The following is a 16,776-nucleotide window of genomic DNA, read 5'->3' as shown; positions in this document are numbered from 1 at the left end:
CCGCGAAGGCGGGAATCCAGTTTGCTTGGGAAAATGCAGGCCGTGCCCGACATTTTTTTGAGCAGTTCATCAACTCCAAGGTGTGGCCAGACATGATATTCCCAAAGCCTGAATCCAAACAGGACATTATTCTTGTCTGAGCTTGTCAGCGTATCAGCTCCAACAACTTCGCCTTGTGAGCGACCATGCCCCGTTTTCTGCCTCTCCTCCTGCCCCTGCTGATCCTGCTGAGCTGGGCGCTTCTGAGCTATACCGGGACCGTGCCGGTCTACATGCTGCCCGCGCCGGATACGGTGGCGAAAACCTTGTGGGTCTACGTGACCGGTTACGGGGCGGGCATGTATGCCGGGAGATTTCCGGTCGATCTGGCGGCGAGCATGGTCAGAATCGGTGCGGGATTCGCGCTGGCGGCCTTGCTGGGCTTGTCCCTGGGCGTTCTCTCCGGACGAAACGCGGTCATGCGTCTGCTGCTCAAGGACTTCGTGGACGCCCTGCGTTCCGTGCCCGGAATCTGCTGGCTGCCCCTGGCCCTGGTCTGGTTCGGCATCGGCCTGAAGACGACGGTTTTCCTGATCGCCCTGGCGGCGTTCTTCCCGATCTACCTGAACACCATGTCCGCGGTGAGCGCTGTTCCGACAACCTATCTCCGGGCCGGCAGCATGCTCGGTCTGGGCCGATTCGGCATGATGCGCCATGTGGTCCTGCCCGCGAGCATGGGCCAGATTCTGAGCGGGCTGCGGCTGGGGCTGGGAATCTCCTTCGCGTACCTCGTCCTGGGTGAGCTGACCGGTGTTCCGAACGGTTTGGGAGCATTGATCATGGATGCCAGAATGGTGGGCCGCGTGGACGTGATCATCTCCGGAATCCTCCTGATCGCCCTGATCGGTTGGCTTTGCGACCAGCTTCTGGTCCGCGGGATGCGCCTGCTCTCCAGGTCGGCCCGCCGGTTATGAGCGGCAGCGGGCAGAATATGGCATACCTTCAGGTTCAGGGGCTGGGTAAAGCATACGGTGCTGGGCTGGAGCGGCGGGAGGTGCTGCGGGATGTTTCCTTCGAGGTCCGAAGCGGCGAGATCCTCGCCCTGTTGGGCGCCAGCGGATGCGGCAAGACCACGCTCCTGAACATCGTTGCCGGATTTCTGGAGCCTGATGCGGGAGCCATCAAGGTCCAAGGCGTTCCTTCCCGTAATCCCGGGCCGGACAAGGCGGTCATCTTTCAGGATGACGCTCTGTTTCCCTGGCTGACCGTGGAGGAAAATGTCAGCTTCGGCCTCCGGGTGAACAGCGTCTCGGGAAACCGGCGTCGGGACATCGCTCGTCGCATGCTGGAACTGGTCGGGTTGGCCGGACGAGAGAAACATCTGCCCGGCCAGTTGTCCGGCGGCATGCGTCAGCGGGTGGCTTTGGCTCGAGTCCTGGCCCTGGAACCCAGGCTTCTGCTGATGGACGAGCCCTTTGCCGCCCTGGACGCATTGACCCGGGAGGAAATGCACGACCTGCTGCTGGCCCTGCATGCCGATTTCCAGCCGGCGGTGGTCTTTGTTACGCACGATGTAGTCGAGGCGGTGAAGCTGGCGGATCAGGTCCTGGTCATGGGCGGGAACTCCATTCATGATCGCGAGCGGATAAACTTGGAGCGGCCCCGGGAAACGGAAGCGGAACCGTTTCTGGAATATGTACGCAAACTGCGCGGTGCTCTGCGGCAAGTATTCGAACATGATCAGGATAACGGACATTCCAAGGAGAAGACATGGCCGCATACGACTACGACTTCGCCGTGATCGGCGCGGGCGCTGCGGGATTGACCGTTGCAGCGGAGCTGCCCAGGCCGCCACAATAAATGGAGGCGTTGATCATGCCGCTTTCTTCTGCTTCATTCACAACCTCCGCATTTACGTCAACATGTGTGCACGGATAACGCGTGTAGTAATGTCGTGTTACGAAAATAAGGTAACTGCTCAAAAACTCCGGGCAGTCCTCCTCATGGTAGGGCAGGCATCTTGCCTGCCCCAATGAATTGCCCAGTGAAAAGCTTCCATTTGGCCAATGTGTAGATGCCCATAAACCCTGAACGAACAGGCAAGATGCCTGTTCCACCATCTGTTGTCTTTGTCGTCCGAAAAGACAGAGGGTGCATCAGGCACAACGGCTGACTGAATGCCCTGCCTTTTTGAGTAGTTACGGAAAAAAGTTCGTAACTACTCAGCACTTTTCATGACTGACATGTCGTGTTCCGGCATGTCTCGATTTTTCGGCATCGCCTGTCTGACTGAGCCAGGATTCGTTCATCGAACCATTGCCTTACATTTGGGCACAAAATGATCTTTATTCAGCAATGGTTCAATGTTAGCTCAAGGGATTGCGGAGTAACGCCATCTCTTGCCGGGTTGGAGCTTCATTGCTCATGAGCCTCGATAAAAAGATAATCCCGGTGCTCCACTTGGCGATGACAACTAATGCACATCTCAATCTTCCCGGCGTTCTCGACTTGCTTGTCCGCGGTGTGGACAATCCAGAACCAGTCACCGGCTTCGGGATTGAACCCTTCCTTTTTGTACATGGTGGTGACATTTATAAGCTCTTCTTCAGCGGAATAATTCTCCTTCACTATAATGGAGCCGTCCGGCATGCCTTCTTCCAGCATGCCTTCCTCGATTCCCTTCAGGGCCTTTTCATTGACGTACGTCGTAAGCCGAACACCATGTGGTTCAGAACCTTCATACATTTTCTCAGTACCCGGCCACAGCTCCCAATCATGATATGGATTGACCTCTGTGATGTACGATAGAAAGTCCTTGCCTTCAGCTTGGGGCATTTCTTTTGATTTTTCCGTGGCCCAGACCAGTGCGGGAATCAGGAAAAAAGCCAGCATCAATCCAATTGCCAACCTGTACCCGTTAATCGCTTTCATGGTTCCTCCTACTGTTCGAGGTGATAAAAATCAGTTGTCCTGTTCCTTTCTTCGTCCGGCAAGAGATGGCTTTATTCCTCTCCGTTACATTGACGGCGATAGATTCTACCGCGTGGTATTTTCCCTCAATTCCGCCATTTCCAGCCCCCTGAGAGCGTTGCGACGGTTGGGGGTGCGCTGGAGGGATGCCTCGAAAGCGGCTTTCGCCTGCTCGAAACGCTCCTCCTTGAGCAGCAAATCCGCGTATAGTTCGCGGACGGGCAGCACCTCGCCCGGCGTGGTCGGGTGCTTGTCCATGGAGTCCTCGAGATCGGCCCCTTCTCTCATGAGCGAAAGCGCCTGCTCAGTTTCGCCCTGTTCATAGAGAATCCAGGCTTCCACTGCTTTGCCGAGTGCTTCCGTCATGGACGCCCAATACGCATCATCTTCATCCCGCAAGGTATGAATTCGCTCCTGAAGCCGCTCGCGGTCCATTTTGGCCTGGTTCAGGTCTCCGGATCGCGCTGCGCCGATACCTCGGCCATAATAAAAAATGGCTTCAGCCGCGGGGAATTGTTCCCAGGGAAGTACGTCCGGCATCGCCGGTTCGAGCTCTGCCGCCTGTTGCCATTGTTGCTGTTCCAGGAAATGACGGACCTGAAGCGCCGCCAAATTGTAAGCGGCAAAGGGTACCGGATGCACCTTGTCGAGTGTTCGAGCCCGCTCAAGTGTTTTTCGGGCATTCTCTGTGTCGCCGAGCTGGAGATACGCGTACATCACATAGTCCAGGGAATGGACATAATGAGCACTGGCGTGGGGATCGTCCTCCATACCGTCGCGTGCCGCCTTGGCCGCCCGCTTGTCCCGATCGACCGTCTCCTCCCAGAGGCCGAGCCGCACGAAAATATGGCTGGGCATGTGCAATGCGTGGGGCGTATTCGGAGCCAGTTTATCGTAGCCCCGGGCCGCTTCCAGTGCTTTATGGGCCAATTCGGAGCTGTCGTAGGCGTGGAGGAGGTAGTGAAAAAGGCCGGGATGCTCCGGATGGTCCTCGAAATATTCCTCGATCAAGGCTCCCGCCCTGCGTTCGCGGGTGAAGTCCCGCTCCTCGTGTGGAGAGAATTGGGTCATCGCGTAGCAGACCTCGGCCAGGGCGTAAAACGCCGCTGCATCTACGTCTTCAGGATAGGATTCATGCAGCTCGCGCTGGGCTTCCAACCAGGCCCTGACCCGTGCCTCGTGATCCCGCGCGGGGCTTTCTCTCCGAGATTCAGGGTCGGTAAAAAAAGCCTCGACTGCCGCGATGTAACCTTTCTCGCGCTCAGTGGGCGCGCCGAGTTCCCGAGCCCTTGCCAACGCCGCTTGACCACGTTCAAGTCCCTCCGGGGACGTGGGATGCCAGAGCGGCTGAAAGCTCGTCATGGCAATGCCCCAATGAGACATTGCACACGAGGGATCGACTTTCGCCGCCTCTTCAAAATGCGGGCGTGCCTGTTCGTACATCATGTGATGCAGGTGAGCCAAGCCCGTATGAAATTCCTCTTGCGCTTTTTCGTTGCAAGAGATGGGAAAGTTGACGACCCCAAGTTGAACTTCGTGTTCTGCCTTTTGCTGAGCCAAAGCGAATGTGCTCAAACCGGCACTCAGTGCGAGAAGTGCGGCACAGATTCGAAGTATGTATTTGCTGGTCATGATTACTCCTTGCCGTTGGCCATAATTAATATTCGAGTCTGAGCGCCACGAGCAAAGTAGGGCTCCTCATCACTTCCACTCAACCCTGAAGACGTTATTTTGCGGTTTTCTTGATGTGCTCGACTATTGAATCTATTTCTTTCTTGAACTTCTCCACATCGTAACCAATACCGTAGAGGTATGCGCTGGCACCGGCTACGCTTTGCACGGTCCAACCCGCTTCCTTGATCTGTTGATCGGTAAACCCGTTCAGCGCCAACTGCGCCGTGTGAAACGGAGTTCAATAGCCGCAGTGAATAGCCGAGGCAGCTCCAAAGGCGACCAGCGCCTTATCGCGCGCGGCCATTTTCGTATCAGCCAGCACCCAGCTTAAAGTAGCCCAGTATTGTTCAAGGACGGAGTCCGGCATGTCGCTCATCCAATCCGGTTCAATGCCGAAGTTCTCTTTGGCCTGACTTAGAATCTCCTGTCTGTTCATACGATACCTCCTGAGTTTGCACCTGATGTGGGCTAGGTGTATGTGGAAATATATTATATTTTCGAAGCTTACAGAACGACAAGTGGGGGTGAACAAGCTTGGTTAATGACCTTGGCGCGCGTGCGAGGCGTTTCTTGTGGGCGAGAGTGTTCGATGATGTCAAAAGCCTTTTGCGTCTCTATAATCAAGAAGCCCTTGTAGACAGCTGACCTTATGGTTAGTTGAAAATAAGAGCGGGTATGAATGAATGCCATACGGGAAATTTGGTATTTACTTCTACAGGTCTGCAGTAGTTTGATTATTCGTGGCAGTGAGAAAGGGGCGTCCACGATCGAATTTGCTCTTGTCTGTTGATTATGTTTTATCGTGCTTTAACTTCGGTTTCATATTCTTTTGACTTGGATCAGGATCCTGTAACATATCCGTTCGTTGAAAAAATCCTCTCGCAAAGTCGCTGCTCCTTGCACTTGATTTTTTGCACGGACTGTCGATGAAGTAACTTTTCAACACGCAGATGAGGAGGACGTCATGGCGAAGATCGGTTTTGGTTTGGATGCGGGAGATTTATTTCCGAAAATGCAGGTTCGGCTGACATCCGGGGAGGTGATCGACGTTCCCGACTGGTTTAAAGGAGCATACGGCCTTTTTCTCGTCTATCGAGGCCACTGGTGAATGTTCTGCCGTCAGCAGTTGGCTGACTTTCAGGCATCCTTCGCGGCATTTCAATCCGAAGGGATTTCAATCCTAGCAGCGTCGGTGGATTCCTTGGACAAGGCCAATGAGATCATGGAGAAAGCAGGAGTTACGTATCCCGTGGCCTACGGTCTGAACACGGAGGAGGTTTCCAATACTATCGGCGCTTACTTCGAACCCGAGAAGAAGTTCCTGCATGCGGCCGGCTTTATCATCGCTCCGGATAGGAAGGTCTCCTTGGGCTGTTACAGCAATGGCGCCATCGGCCGGCTGACCGCGAAGGACTCGCTGGCCCTGATCAGGTATTTCAAGAAATCCGGGTAACCGAAGACAAGAAGGTTTTTTGGAACCACTCGGCACGGCGCTGGCCTTGTCATGGACGGGGGATGATTTTCTCCCCCCGGATTTGCCGCCGGGGCCAAACTTTCCAAGGTAAACGCATCCAATCCCGCGACATTGCTTGCCGGATCGTACTCACAAAAGAGGTATTGCCATGGCCTATCAGCCTATCGACAATTACGCCCTGATCGGGAACATGCGTACCTCGGCTTTGGTCGGGGTCAACGGCTCCATCGACTGGCTCTGTTTCCCCCATTTCGATTCGCCGAGCATTTTTGCCGCCATCCTGGACGACGAGCAAGGCGGTTTTTTCCAGATCTCGCCGAGCGTCGCGGATGGAGTGACCACGAAACAGCTCTACTGGCCGGAAACCAATGTTCTGGTGACACGGTTCTTTACGACAAAAGGCGTTGCCGAACTGGTGGATTTCATGCCCGTTGTTCGTGGTGAGGGTGATGAGCGTCAACATCGTGTCGTTCGTCGGTTAACCATGGTTCGCGGAAATATGGACTTCAGTCTGGAATGTCGGCCTGCCTTTGATTACGCCCGATCACAAGGCGAAGTGGTCATCACGGGTCGAGGGGTGATCTTCCGCGGCCCAGGACTGCATATGGCCCTGAGCGGCCAACCGCCCTTCACGTCGCTTGAAGCCGGTGACGGACATGCCGCACCGGGAGCGGCGAGCGCGTTTCATCTCGAGGAAAACGAAAGTCTGACCTTTGTTCTGCATCAGATTCCGGAGGACGCCGGTTGCAGTCCGGCTGTTCCAGACCAGGAGTCCGAGGAACTTTTCCGGAGCACGGTGAACTTCTGGCGAAAATGGATCGGCAAGTCCACTTACAAGGGAAGGTGGCGGGAAATGGTCCACCGTTCCGCATTGACCCTGAAAATGCTGACCTTCGATCCCACCGGGGCCATCGTGGCCGCGCCGACCGCCGGGCTGCCGGAGGACGTGGGCGGGGAGCGAAACTGGGACTACCGCTACACTTGGATCCGCGACGCGGCCTTCACCCTCTACGCCCTGCAACGCATCGGCTTTACCGAGGAGGCCGGGTGCTTCATGCACTGGATCGAGGCCCGCACCCGCGAGCCCAATCCGGACGGCTCCCTGCAGATTATGTACGGCATCGACGGCCGGCACGACTTGACCGAGACAACCCTGGATCATCTCAAGGGATATCGCGGCTCCCGGCCGGTGCGCGTGGGCAACGGGGCCTGCAATCAGCTGCAGCTGGACATCTACGGCGAGCTGATGGACTCGGTGTACTTGTACAACAAGCATGGCGCGCCGATTTCTCATGACTTCTGGGTCCAGCTACGCAAGCTGATCAACTGGGTCGTGGACAACTGGCAACGCGAAGACAAGGGGATCTGGGAGATGCGCGGCGGCAGCCGCCATTTCACCTATTCCAAACTGATGTGCTGGGTTGCTTTGGACAGGGGCTTGCGCCTGGCGGAGAAACGTTCGTTTCCCGCTGACCGGGAGCGCTGGCTGGCTGCGCGGGATGCCGTTTACGAGGAGATTATGACCCAGGGCTGGAACCAGGATCGTGGGGCCTTTGTGCAATCCTATGGCAGCGATGCCCTGGATGCGTCCAATCTGCTCATGCCGTTGACGTTTTTTGTCGCTCCCATGGACAAGCGGATGCTCTCCACCCTGGACGAAATCCTGAAGCCCCCGCAACAAGGCGGGCTGGTTTCCAACAGTCTGACCCATCGTTACAACGTGAACACATCCGGTGACGGACTGGCCGGCGAGGAAGCAACTTTCAACATCTGCAGCTTCTGGCTTGTGGAGGCGTTGACCCGGGCCGGACGCACGGACCCGAAACGCCTGGAAGACGCGCGGTTGATGTTCGAGCGCATGCTCGGGTACGCCAACCACGTGGGCCTTTATTCCGAGGAAACCGGTCCCTGCGGCGAAGCCCTGGGCAACTTCCCACAAGCCTTCACCCACCTGGCCCTGATCAGCGCGGCCGTGAACCTGGACAAGGAACTTGAATAAGCAGCGGAAATCGATCCCATGAAGTAACTATTCAGCTTGGTCCGGGTTGCCTTGATTTTGCGGCCCCGCAAACTCCTTTCGCCGGCTTCGTAACAGCGAACCATTGCTTGTATAAACATCATTTTGTGCTCCAAGTGTCATGCAATGGTTCGATCAATGAATCCTGGCTCAGTCAAACATGCGAGACCGCAAAATCAAGACAACCCGGACCAGTTCTCGTTTTCAGCGAAAATGGCTGAATAGTTGCCCCATGAATTGCATAAAAAGGAGTTTGCCATGGACGTGATCAAAGGCAGGTTTTAAGAAGTGGCCGAAAAGGAGATTGAAACGTGATCCTTGCCGTGCACTCCAGCCCACGAAAACGAGGCAATCTGGAAAGGATGGTCATTCAGGCCGCCCAGGCTTCAGGCCATGAGTATGAATTGATCCGGCTGGCCGATTTGTCAATTTCCCCCTGTGCCGGTTGCGTAAAGTGCGCTCAGAGCAAACGCTGCGTCCAGGATGACGACATGCGATCCCTCTACCCGCGATTTGAGCAAATTGACGGTCTCATCATGGGTGGGGTCAATTACAACGGACGTATGAACTCCCTGGCGCATGTATTTTTGGAGCGTCTGTTTCCGCTGTACCATCAGGAGCCGGTCTTCAGGAACATGCCGGCGGCGATCGTGGCGGTCGGAGGCGAGGCGCCGCAAAAGGCTGCTCAGGACATGGCCGGTTACTTAAAAAATATCTACTTCTGCAACGTGATCGGGGCGGCTCTTTTCACGTCCGATACGCCTCCTTGTTTTTCCTGCGGACTGGGACCGAAATGTCCGGTCGGCATTCCGGCCTTGACCTGGAGGGAAAAGGATTTTCAATCCTTTACGCGAGTAAGCAAGGATATTTTTTTGCGGTTCGAGGACAATCCGGATGTTGTTCTGGCCGCGCGTCGTCTCGGCGAAACTCTGGCCAAAGCCATTGCCGGGGAATGGAGCAGACCGCGTTCCGGCGGAGGTTTCTATTTGCCCTCTTCCGGCTAGATTAACCGTGGCGGATGTGGGTGTTGGCGTAGTTTAAATCGAAAGTAACTATTCAGCACATATGTGCATGACCGTTCTCCAGCACTGGATTCCGGCTTTCACCGGAATGACGAATCGGAGCAAGCAGTTTCCACCTTAGTCATACCGGCGAAGGCCGGTATCCAGATCTTTTTCTGGCTCTGCTGAGTAGTTACATCGAAACAACAATGGGTCGTCAGGGCTCCTTTTAAGAGCGACAAGGAAGGGTGATGCAGTCGAAAAATTTGCTGAAGAGCGTTTTAATACTGGTCGTGGTTGCCTTGATTGGAGCGTTTTTCCTCTTTGACCTGGGGCAGTACCTTTCCCTGGACTACATCAAGGACTCTCAGCATCGCTTCCAGGCTCTGTACGCGGACAAGACGTTTACGGTCATCGCCGTGTACATGGCCGTGTACATTCTGGCCACCTCTCTGTCGTTGCCCGGAGCCGCTGTTCTGACCCTGGCCGGGGGAGCATTGTTCGGGCTGCTGGTGGGGACGGTGGTGGTATCCTTTGCAAGCACCATCGGGGCCACCCTGGCCTGCCTGGCCTCTCGCTTCGTGCTGCGGGACTGGGTGCAGCGTCGATTCGGACAGCGTCTGGCTACGGTCAACGAGGGCGTCGAGCGGGAAGGTTCCTTCTATCTGTTCACGCTCCGCCTGGTGCCGATTTTTCCGTTCTGGATAATCAACCTGGTCATGGGCCTGACCCGGATGAAACTGCGCACCTTCTTCTGGGTCTCCCAGGTCGGCATGCTGCCCGGCACTCTCGTCTACGTGAACGCCGGCCGGGAACTGGGCCGGATCGAGTCCATGGGCGACATCCTCTCGCCGGGACTGATTCTCTCGTTTGTCCTGCTGGGCATCTTTCCCCTGGCCACCAAAAAGATCATGGCCTGGTACAGGTCCAGAAAGGACATGCCGGAACGCAGCTGAGTAGTTGCGGAATAAATTCAACATGACGGAGACAAGAATATGCCGAAATACGACTATGACATCGCCGTGATCGGCGCGGGCGCGGCGGGATTGACGGTTGCCGCGGGGGCTTCCCAGGCCGGGGCGAAAACATTGCTTGTGGAGCAGGAGCCGAACCTGGGGGGAGACTGCCTGCACTACGGCTGCGTGCCCAGCAAGACCCTGATCAGGACCTCGCATGTCTATCACCAGATGAAGAACGCCGCACGGTACGGGTTGCCGGACATGGACGTTCCGGCGGTGGATTTTCGTCGGGTCCGGGAGCGCATCCAACGCGTCATCGCCACGATCCAGCCCCATGATTCGCCGGAGCGATTCTGCGGACTTGGCGTTCAGGTGAAGTTCGGTCGGGCCGTGTTTCTGGACGACCATCAGGTGCTCATCGAGACAAATGACGGCAAAGCAGAAAGAGTCTCGTCCAAGACTTGGGTTGTCGCTACAGGTTCTTCAGCAGCGGTGCCGCCGTTGGAGGGGCTTGATGCAACGCCCTACCTGACGAACCGGGAGATTTTCTCTCTGGATGCCTTGCCGTCCTCCCTGGCGATCCTCGGCGGGGGACCCATTGCCGTGGAGCTGGCTCAGGCCTTCGCCCGCCTTGGTTCCAGGGTGGAGGTGATCCAGCGCAGCGGCCAGATCCTCTCCAAGGAGGACGAGGACATGGCCGGACTGGTCCAGACCATTCTGGAGCGGGAGGGCGTGCGGTTTCATCTGAATACTGAATTGCTGCGGGTTCGGGATCTGGGTCATGAGCGGGAGATTTTTTTCAGGACCGGGAACGGGGAAGAGTCGTCGGTCAAGGCCGCGGCCCTGTTGGTGGCCCTGGGCCGCAAGGCGACGGTTCACGGGCTTGGCCTGAGCGGCGTGCGTGTGGAGCATGACCACAAGGGCATCAAGGTCGATGCGCGGCTGCGGACCTCGCAAAAGCACATCTTTGCCTGCGGCGACGTCACCGGAGCCTACCAATTCACCCACGCCGCCGGTTACGAAGGCGGGGTGGTGGTGGCCAACGCCGTCTTCCACCTGCCGCGCAAGGCTGATTACACCTGGATGCCGGCCTGCACCTACACTGACCCGGAATTTGCAAGCCTGGGGCTGAACGAGAAACAGGCCCGGCAGCAGGGTTTGGAGTATACGCTCTGGACCGAGGAATTCGCCGAGAACGACCGCAGCCTGGCCGAGGAGGAACGGGAGGGACGGATCAAGCTGCTGTTAGACAGAAAGAACAAACCCCTGGGCGTGCAGATCGTCGGTCCGCGGGCCGGAGAGCTGCTGTCCGAATGGGTGGCCGTGGTCAACGGCAAGGTCAAACTGTCAACCATGGCCGGAGCCGTGCACCCCTATCCCACCCTGGCCGAAATCAACAAACGCGTCGCTGGCAGGCACCTGAGCGAAAAGATTTTCTCGGACGGCGTGAAGAAGACGCTGAAGTTCTTTTTCGGGTTCAAGGGCCGGGCTTGCGGGAATGAGACGGGAAAGACAATGGAAAAGACAAAATGATGAATGCCGAACAGATGCCGACTGCTCATGTTTTGGGAGCGATGACCGGGAATCGGCTTGCAAGTCCCAACAACCTGATGTGGAACATGACCAGAAAGTGCAACTTTCGATGTTCCTACTGTTATTATCCGCATGATGCGTCGCCGGTGACGGACGTCTTGCCGGTTGAACCAGTTCTGAAGCTTCTGGACGAAAATCCAGTCCAATACTCAGAAATCGGCGGGGTCACCGACCAGCGCGACAGGTCGTGGGTGGTCGGCCTAACCGGCGGAGAGCCGCTGCTTTATCCCGGTTTCATCGACATCTGCCAAGCTTTGACTCGCAACCATTACATTGGCCTGGACTCCAACCTCAGCATTTCCTCCAGGGTCCGGGATTTTGTGGAAAAAATCGATCCGTCCCGTGTGTCTTATGTCTACGCCTCTCTGCACATCGAAGAGCGGGAGCGGGTCAAGGGCGTGGATTCCTTTATTTCCAATGTGGTTCTGTTCTTGCAAAAGGGATTTAACATTATCGTCAACTGCGTCCTGCATCCAACCCTGGTTGATCGTTTTCCGGAAATGCTGGACTACTTCGCTCGCCAAGGAGTGAGTATCGTCCCCAGGCCGTTCAAAGGGGAACATGCGGGAAAACGATATCCGGAAGCCTACGGCCCCGAAGTGCGGGCCATTTTCGCCGGACATCCCCAGGCCGGTGCGAAAATGGTCTACAACTTCAAGGAAGTGCCGTGCTACGGTGGCATGGCCTTCACCAGAATGGAGCCGGATGGGACGATCCTGCGTTGCTCCGGGGACAAGACACAGTTGGGCAATGTCCGGGATTCGGTTCACCTGCACAGTAGGCCGTTGCCGTGCCGGGTAAGCAAGTGTCCGTGCAGGGGGCTGGACTGGGTGGTGCTTTCACCGGAGCAGCAGGCTTTCGTGGAAGGACTGCGACTGGCCGTGACCGGTGACCGTCAGGCGGCCCGGGGAGCCTGGGAAAGATGCATTGCCCTGAACCCGGCCATGTCCAACGCCTGGAACAATCTCGGTCTGTTGGACTGGGAGGATGGCAACCCGGACTTGGCCGGGAAACGTTTTCAGAAGGCCCTGGACATTCACCCCGGACATGACCTGTACCTTCGGAACTTGCATTTGCATAAAGAATTTGCGCCCTTTCTGAGCAACGAAGTCGCCCCGCACGGTGCGGGTGTGCGAAATTCGGGAATACCAACAGAATATCCACCGTAATCAGCAAGCCGGTTACGGGAGAGTTGATGAGCGAGACCACATTCAACATCCTGATGTACTCCCACGACACCTACGGTCTGGGTCACATTCGCCGCACCATGGCCATTGCCGCCGCCCTGCAGGAAAACGGCGTCAATGTGCTCATCCTGACCGGTTCCCCCATAGCCGGCCGGTATTCCTTCCCAACGGGCATCGATTTCGTTCGCATGCCCGGAATGATCAAGCAGACCAATACCATTTACCTGCCCCATTCCATTCGCGTCGATCCCCGCCACGCCATTCATATCCGCCGTTCCATCATCGAGGCCACGGCCAAGGCCTTTGATCCGCACATCTTCATTGTGGACAAGGTTCCTCTGGGTCTGAAAGGAGAGATATCGTCCACCTTGGAGTGGTTTAAAAGGAAGCGTCCCCGGTCCAGGGTAATCCTCGGATTGCGGGACATTCTGGACGATGCGCAATCCACGCGGTCCGAATGGGCGGAAAAAGGCTATAACGATATTCTGGACAAATTGTACGACGAGATCTGGATCTACGGTCGGCAGGATCTCTACGATCCCATCGCCGAATATGCCATCCCCCGGAACATCGCGGCCAAGACGACCTTTGTGGGCTACATTCCACGTTTGACGCCGTCCTGCCTGAATGGGTCTGGGAATGGCAGCCGGCCTCCGGGCCGCAAGCAACAGGTGCTTGTCACCATCGGGGGCGGCGGTGACGGGTATGCTGTTCTGGATAACTGGCTGACCATGCTGGAAAAATGGCCGAATCCTCCTTTTTCGACCCAGATGATCACCGGTCCGTTCCTCTCGGGCGAGAGGCGTGACCAGCTCGCGGAACGGGCGAAGCGTCAGGGAGTGCGTTTCGCCGGCTTCTGCAAAAGCCTTGAAAAGAAGATCGCCTGCTCGGATTTGGTCGTGTCCATGGGTGGTTACAATACGGTCTGCGAGATCTTGTCCCTCAACAAGCCGTCGCTGTTGATCCCGAGAAACAACCCGCGCATGGAACAGCAGATCAGGGCCATGGTCATGAGCCAGCGCGGTCTTGTGGAGTATATCCCCTGGGATGCCATGACTCCGGAATTGCTGCGCCAAAAGACCGAAGTGCTGCTGGATCACCCGCAGAGCTATATTGACGCTGTGACGGCCTTTTCCATGACCGGGCTGGAGAAGATGCGCGGCCGAGTGGCGGAATTCCGTGGAGCATAGCAAGGGTTGAAATCCTGATCCGGCAGTTTCGTTTAAGATCTTGTAGTTACTCAGCACTATTGATGACAAAACTTGGAATGTTCCGGCTTGTCTCGATTTTTTGGCATCGCTGGTCTGACTGAGCCAGGATTCGTTCATGAACCATTGCCAAACGCCTGAAGCGCCAATTGAATCTTAAGTGCAAGGAAACAGTGGATTCATCATCCGGGATATACACATTCGACGATTCGGCTTTCGCGGCTAGGCCGGTCCTGGCCATGGTCCTGAAAGGTTATCCCCGCATTTCCGAGACCTTCATCTCCAATGAGATCCGGCTACTGGAGGAACTCGGCTTTCGGATCCATATTTTTTCCATGCGCCGGCCCAGGGAAAGCTTCAGCCACGCTTCGGTCAAGCAGATCCGGGCCCCTGTGACCTACCTGCCGGAAAGCCTGTTTTGGGGACTTGGCCGGCTGGCAAAGGCGAATGTCCGACTTTTTCGGACTGACCCTCAGGCCTTCCGCCGCGGCCTGGATCTGATGCGTTCACGGTACTTCGGAGCACCCAAGAAACACACATGGTTGAAGCATTTTCTGCAGGCGGGATCTCTTGTCCTTAAAATGCGGACTGATTCGGATGCGGGCAGGTTCGCGCATGTGCACGCCCATTTCGCGCATACGCCCAGTTCCGTGGCCCTGTACGCGGCCACCATGGCGGGTCTGCCCTTCAGCTTCACCGCCCATGCCAAGGACATCTACACCCAGGGCCCGGGCCGGCTTCTGGAAAAGATGCGCCGGGCTCGCTTCGTGATTACCTGCACGGATTTCAATCGACGGCATCTGGAAGGCCTGAAAGCGAATTCCGATATACAGCTGCCGGTAAGGACGCCGGTGCATACGGTCTATCACGGAATTGATCTTGCCCTGTTCACGGCCCCGCGCCGTTCTGCCCATGCGAGTGCTCCCTATTCCATACTTACGGTGGCTAGGCTTGTGGAGAAGAAGGGCTTGCCCACAATCCTCAAGGCGTTGGCCCTGCTCAAGGACAAGGGACTGGACTTCGTGCACACGCTGGTGGGCAGCGGCAGCGATCAACGCAAGGTTGAGGTGATGATCCGGGATCTGGGACTCGGCGAGAGGGTCCGTCTGGTCGGGACCATCACCCATGACGACGTGATCACGCTCTACGGTGGGGCCGATCTGTTCGTGCTGGGCTGCCGGCAAGCCCGCAACGGCGACCGGGACGGGATTCCCAACGTGGTGGCCGAAGCCATGGCCACGGGAGTACCCGTGGCTGCCACGGACATATCCGGAGTGCCGGAGCTTGTGGAGCATGAAAAGACCGGTTTGCTCTCGCCGTGCGACAACCCTGTCGCCCTGGCCGCGAACATGGAGCGGTTGCTCGTAGACCAGTCTCTGCGCGCCAGGATCATTCCCGCGGCCAGGTCCAAGGTCGAGGCGGTTTTCGATAACAGGATCCTGGCCCGGAAACTGGCTGAAATCTATCTACATGAATCCGGGTTGAAATCTCGACCTGAGTCATGGCGATCCGCCCCCTGAAGCCGAACCGGACGCGGCTGCATGCGCATTCTCTTCAATACGCCATTCAAGCCGCTGGATCATGAGCGCCTGTCCGGGGATGTGACCATAGCCCGCGACTTGTACGACTACCTTATCCGGCGCGGCCATGAGGTGAAGCCCTGTCCGCATGTTCCGGCATTGTGGATCTACTGGAAACCTTGGCTATGGCCCGCATTGGCCCTGATTCGACGCAAGGCCCTGGTTTTGGCCCGGGATTTTCAGGCCGGGATGGTGCTGACCTATCACACCTACTACAAGGCTCCGGATCTGATCGGGCCCTGCCTGCGCGAACAGGGAACGCCTTACTGCATCTTTTCCGGAGCATACGCGATCAAACGGTCCGCGAAATTAAAAACCTGGCCCGGGTATCATTTGAACCGGCGGGCGCTGCTGGCAGCGGATCACATTTTTTCCAACAAGAGTTCGGATCACCATGCTTTGCGGCGGCTGTTGCCGGATGGTTCCCACACTTATCTGCGCCAGGGGCTGCCTGTTGAACGATTCGTGTTCGATCCCCGGGCTCGGAGAGCTTATCGCCGTGACTGGCTTGGTCAGGAAATCGGTGGAGAGGAGCGGCCGGTTCTGGTGACCGCGGCGGTGCTGCGGCCGGGAGTCAAGGTCGAGGGCGTGGCCTGGGTGATCCGCTGCGTTGCCGAACTGCGTAAGGGCGGGTTGAGTCCCTTTCTGGTAGTAGCGGGCGATGGACCGGGCCGTAAGGAACTGGAAGCTCTGGCGAACGAGATGCTGCCCGGTCAGGTCCGTTTTCTCGGGCTGGTGGAGCGTGACAGACTCAAGGACGTCTTCAGTGCCGGTGATGTCTTTGTTTTTCCTGGGATCAACGAAGGACTGGGCATGGTCTACCTGGAGGCTCAGGCTTGCGGCCTGCCAGTGGTGGCCACGAGCCATGCCGGGGCCGTGGACGTGGTCCGACATGAGCGGACCGGTTTCTTGGTATCGCCCTTTGACATGACCGCATTTGCTTCTGCCTGCGCCAGGTTGTGCACCGACCACGCCCTGCGCCGGGAAATGGGACAAAACGCCGCTCGTTTCGTACGTGAACAGCATGATATTGATGTGAATTACGCAATGATGGATTCAGTCCTGCAACGAATTGTTGAGCGAAGCGGGCGGTTCCCATTCTCTGAATCGCTTCATCAGGAAAGCCGATAATCA

15 protein-coding genes are annotated in these 16,776 nt (G+C 56.9%); 12 read left to right on the top strand and 3 right to left on the bottom strand.

The genetic code is table 11. The annotated features are described in order from the left end of the window. The first annotated feature begins 185 nt into the window (after nucleotides 1-185). Both BLP93_RS02195 and BLP93_RS02190 read left to right on the top strand, forming a co-directional pair. Complete coding sequence (locus BLP93_RS02195) at nucleotides 186-953, top strand: ABC transporter permease (protein WP_092116760.1); 768 nt, start codon at nucleotides 186-188, stop codon at nucleotides 951-953. Between the two features lie 17 nt (nucleotides 954-970). Next, nucleotides 971-1,780, top strand: coding sequence for an ABC transporter ATP-binding protein (locus BLP93_RS02190; protein ID WP_092116974.1), 810 nt, complete (start codon nucleotides 971-973; stop codon nucleotides 1,778-1,780). Between the two features lie 614 nt (nucleotides 1,781-2,394). Here the strand turns inward: BLP93_RS02190 and BLP93_RS02185 are convergent. From BLP93_RS02185 to BLP93_RS02175, 3 genes are all read right to left on the bottom strand, one after another. Next, on the bottom strand, nucleotides 2,395-2,910 hold the full coding sequence (locus tag BLP93_RS02185) for a cytochrome P460 family protein (protein WP_092116758.1): 516 nt from the start codon (nucleotides 2,908-2,910) through the stop codon (nucleotides 2,395-2,397). A 105-nt stretch (nucleotides 2,911-3,015) separates the two neighbouring features. Continuing rightward, nucleotides 3,016-4,311 (bottom strand): hypothetical protein, encoded by a 1,296-nt coding sequence (locus BLP93_RS02180; RefSeq protein WP_161946166.1) that lies wholly within the window; start codon nucleotides 4,309-4,311, stop codon nucleotides 3,016-3,018. A 550-nt stretch (nucleotides 4,312-4,861) separates the two neighbouring features. Further along, nucleotides 4,862-5,059, bottom strand: a complete 198-nt coding sequence (locus BLP93_RS02175) for a hypothetical protein (protein WP_092116754.1) — start codon at nucleotides 5,057-5,059, stop codon at nucleotides 4,862-4,864. Nucleotides 5,060-5,587: 528 nt separating this feature from the next. Between BLP93_RS02175 and BLP93_RS16875 the strand changes: the two genes are divergently transcribed. The 10 genes from BLP93_RS16875 to BLP93_RS02130 all read left to right on the top strand — a co-directional run bounded on the left by BLP93_RS16875 (nucleotide 5,588) and on the right by BLP93_RS02130 (nucleotide 16,773). Then, on the top strand, nucleotides 5,588-5,731 hold the full coding sequence (locus BLP93_RS16875) for a hypothetical protein (protein ID WP_153304274.1): 144 nt from the start codon (nucleotides 5,588-5,590) through the stop codon (nucleotides 5,729-5,731). Beyond that, a complete protein-coding gene (locus BLP93_RS02170; protein ID WP_092116752.1) occupies nucleotides 5,732-6,076 on the top strand; it encodes a peroxiredoxin family protein in 345 nt (114 codons plus the stop codon). A 169-nt stretch (nucleotides 6,077-6,245) separates the two neighbouring features. Beyond that, nucleotides 6,246-8,096, top strand: a complete 1,851-nt coding sequence (locus BLP93_RS02165; protein ID WP_092116750.1) for a glycoside hydrolase family 15 protein — start codon at nucleotides 6,246-6,248, stop codon at nucleotides 8,094-8,096. A gap of 329 nt (nucleotides 8,097-8,425) precedes the next feature. Further along, entirely contained in the window at nucleotides 8,426-9,118 is a 693-nt protein-coding gene (locus tag BLP93_RS02160) for a flavodoxin family protein (RefSeq protein WP_092116748.1), read from the top strand. Nucleotides 9,119-9,366: 248 nt separating this feature from the next. Next, entirely contained in the window at nucleotides 9,367-10,071 is a 705-nt protein-coding gene (locus BLP93_RS02155) for a TVP38/TMEM64 family protein (protein WP_092116746.1), read from the top strand. Nucleotides 10,072-10,110: 39 nt separating this feature from the next. After that, nucleotides 10,111-11,607 carry a dihydrolipoyl dehydrogenase family protein gene (locus BLP93_RS02150; RefSeq protein WP_092116745.1) on the top strand — a complete coding sequence of 499 codons (1,497 nt, stop codon included), beginning with the start codon at nucleotides 10,111-10,113 and terminating at the stop codon, nucleotides 11,605-11,607. Continuing rightward, a complete protein-coding gene (locus BLP93_RS02145) occupies nucleotides 11,604-12,836 on the top strand; it encodes a radical SAM protein (RefSeq protein ID WP_092116743.1) in 1,233 nt (410 codons plus the stop codon). Before BLP93_RS02150 ends, BLP93_RS02145 begins: the two co-directional genes overlap by 4 nt. 26 nt (nucleotides 12,837-12,862) lie before the next feature. Then, nucleotides 12,863-14,044, top strand: coding sequence for a glycosyltransferase family protein (locus tag BLP93_RS02140; protein WP_092116741.1), 1,182 nt, complete (start codon nucleotides 12,863-12,865; stop codon nucleotides 14,042-14,044). 257 nt (nucleotides 14,045-14,301) lie between these two features. Beyond that, nucleotides 14,302-15,582: a glycosyltransferase family 4 protein gene (locus BLP93_RS02135; protein WP_092116972.1), complete on the top strand. Its 1,281-nt coding sequence runs from the start codon at nucleotides 14,302-14,304 to the stop codon at nucleotides 15,580-15,582. Between the two features lie 21 nt (nucleotides 15,583-15,603). Beyond that, a complete protein-coding gene (locus BLP93_RS02130) occupies nucleotides 15,604-16,773 on the top strand; it encodes a glycosyltransferase family 4 protein (protein WP_092116739.1) in 1,170 nt (389 codons plus the stop codon). Nucleotides 16,774-16,776 lie beyond the last annotated feature (3 nt).

This window comes from Desulfonatronum thiosulfatophilum, assembly GCF_900104215.1.
GTDB classification, from domain to species: domain Bacteria; phylum Desulfobacterota; class Desulfovibrionia; order Desulfovibrionales; family Desulfonatronaceae; genus Desulfonatronum; species Desulfonatronum thiosulfatophilum.
This window is presented reverse-complemented; position numbering and strand designations above follow the sequence as displayed.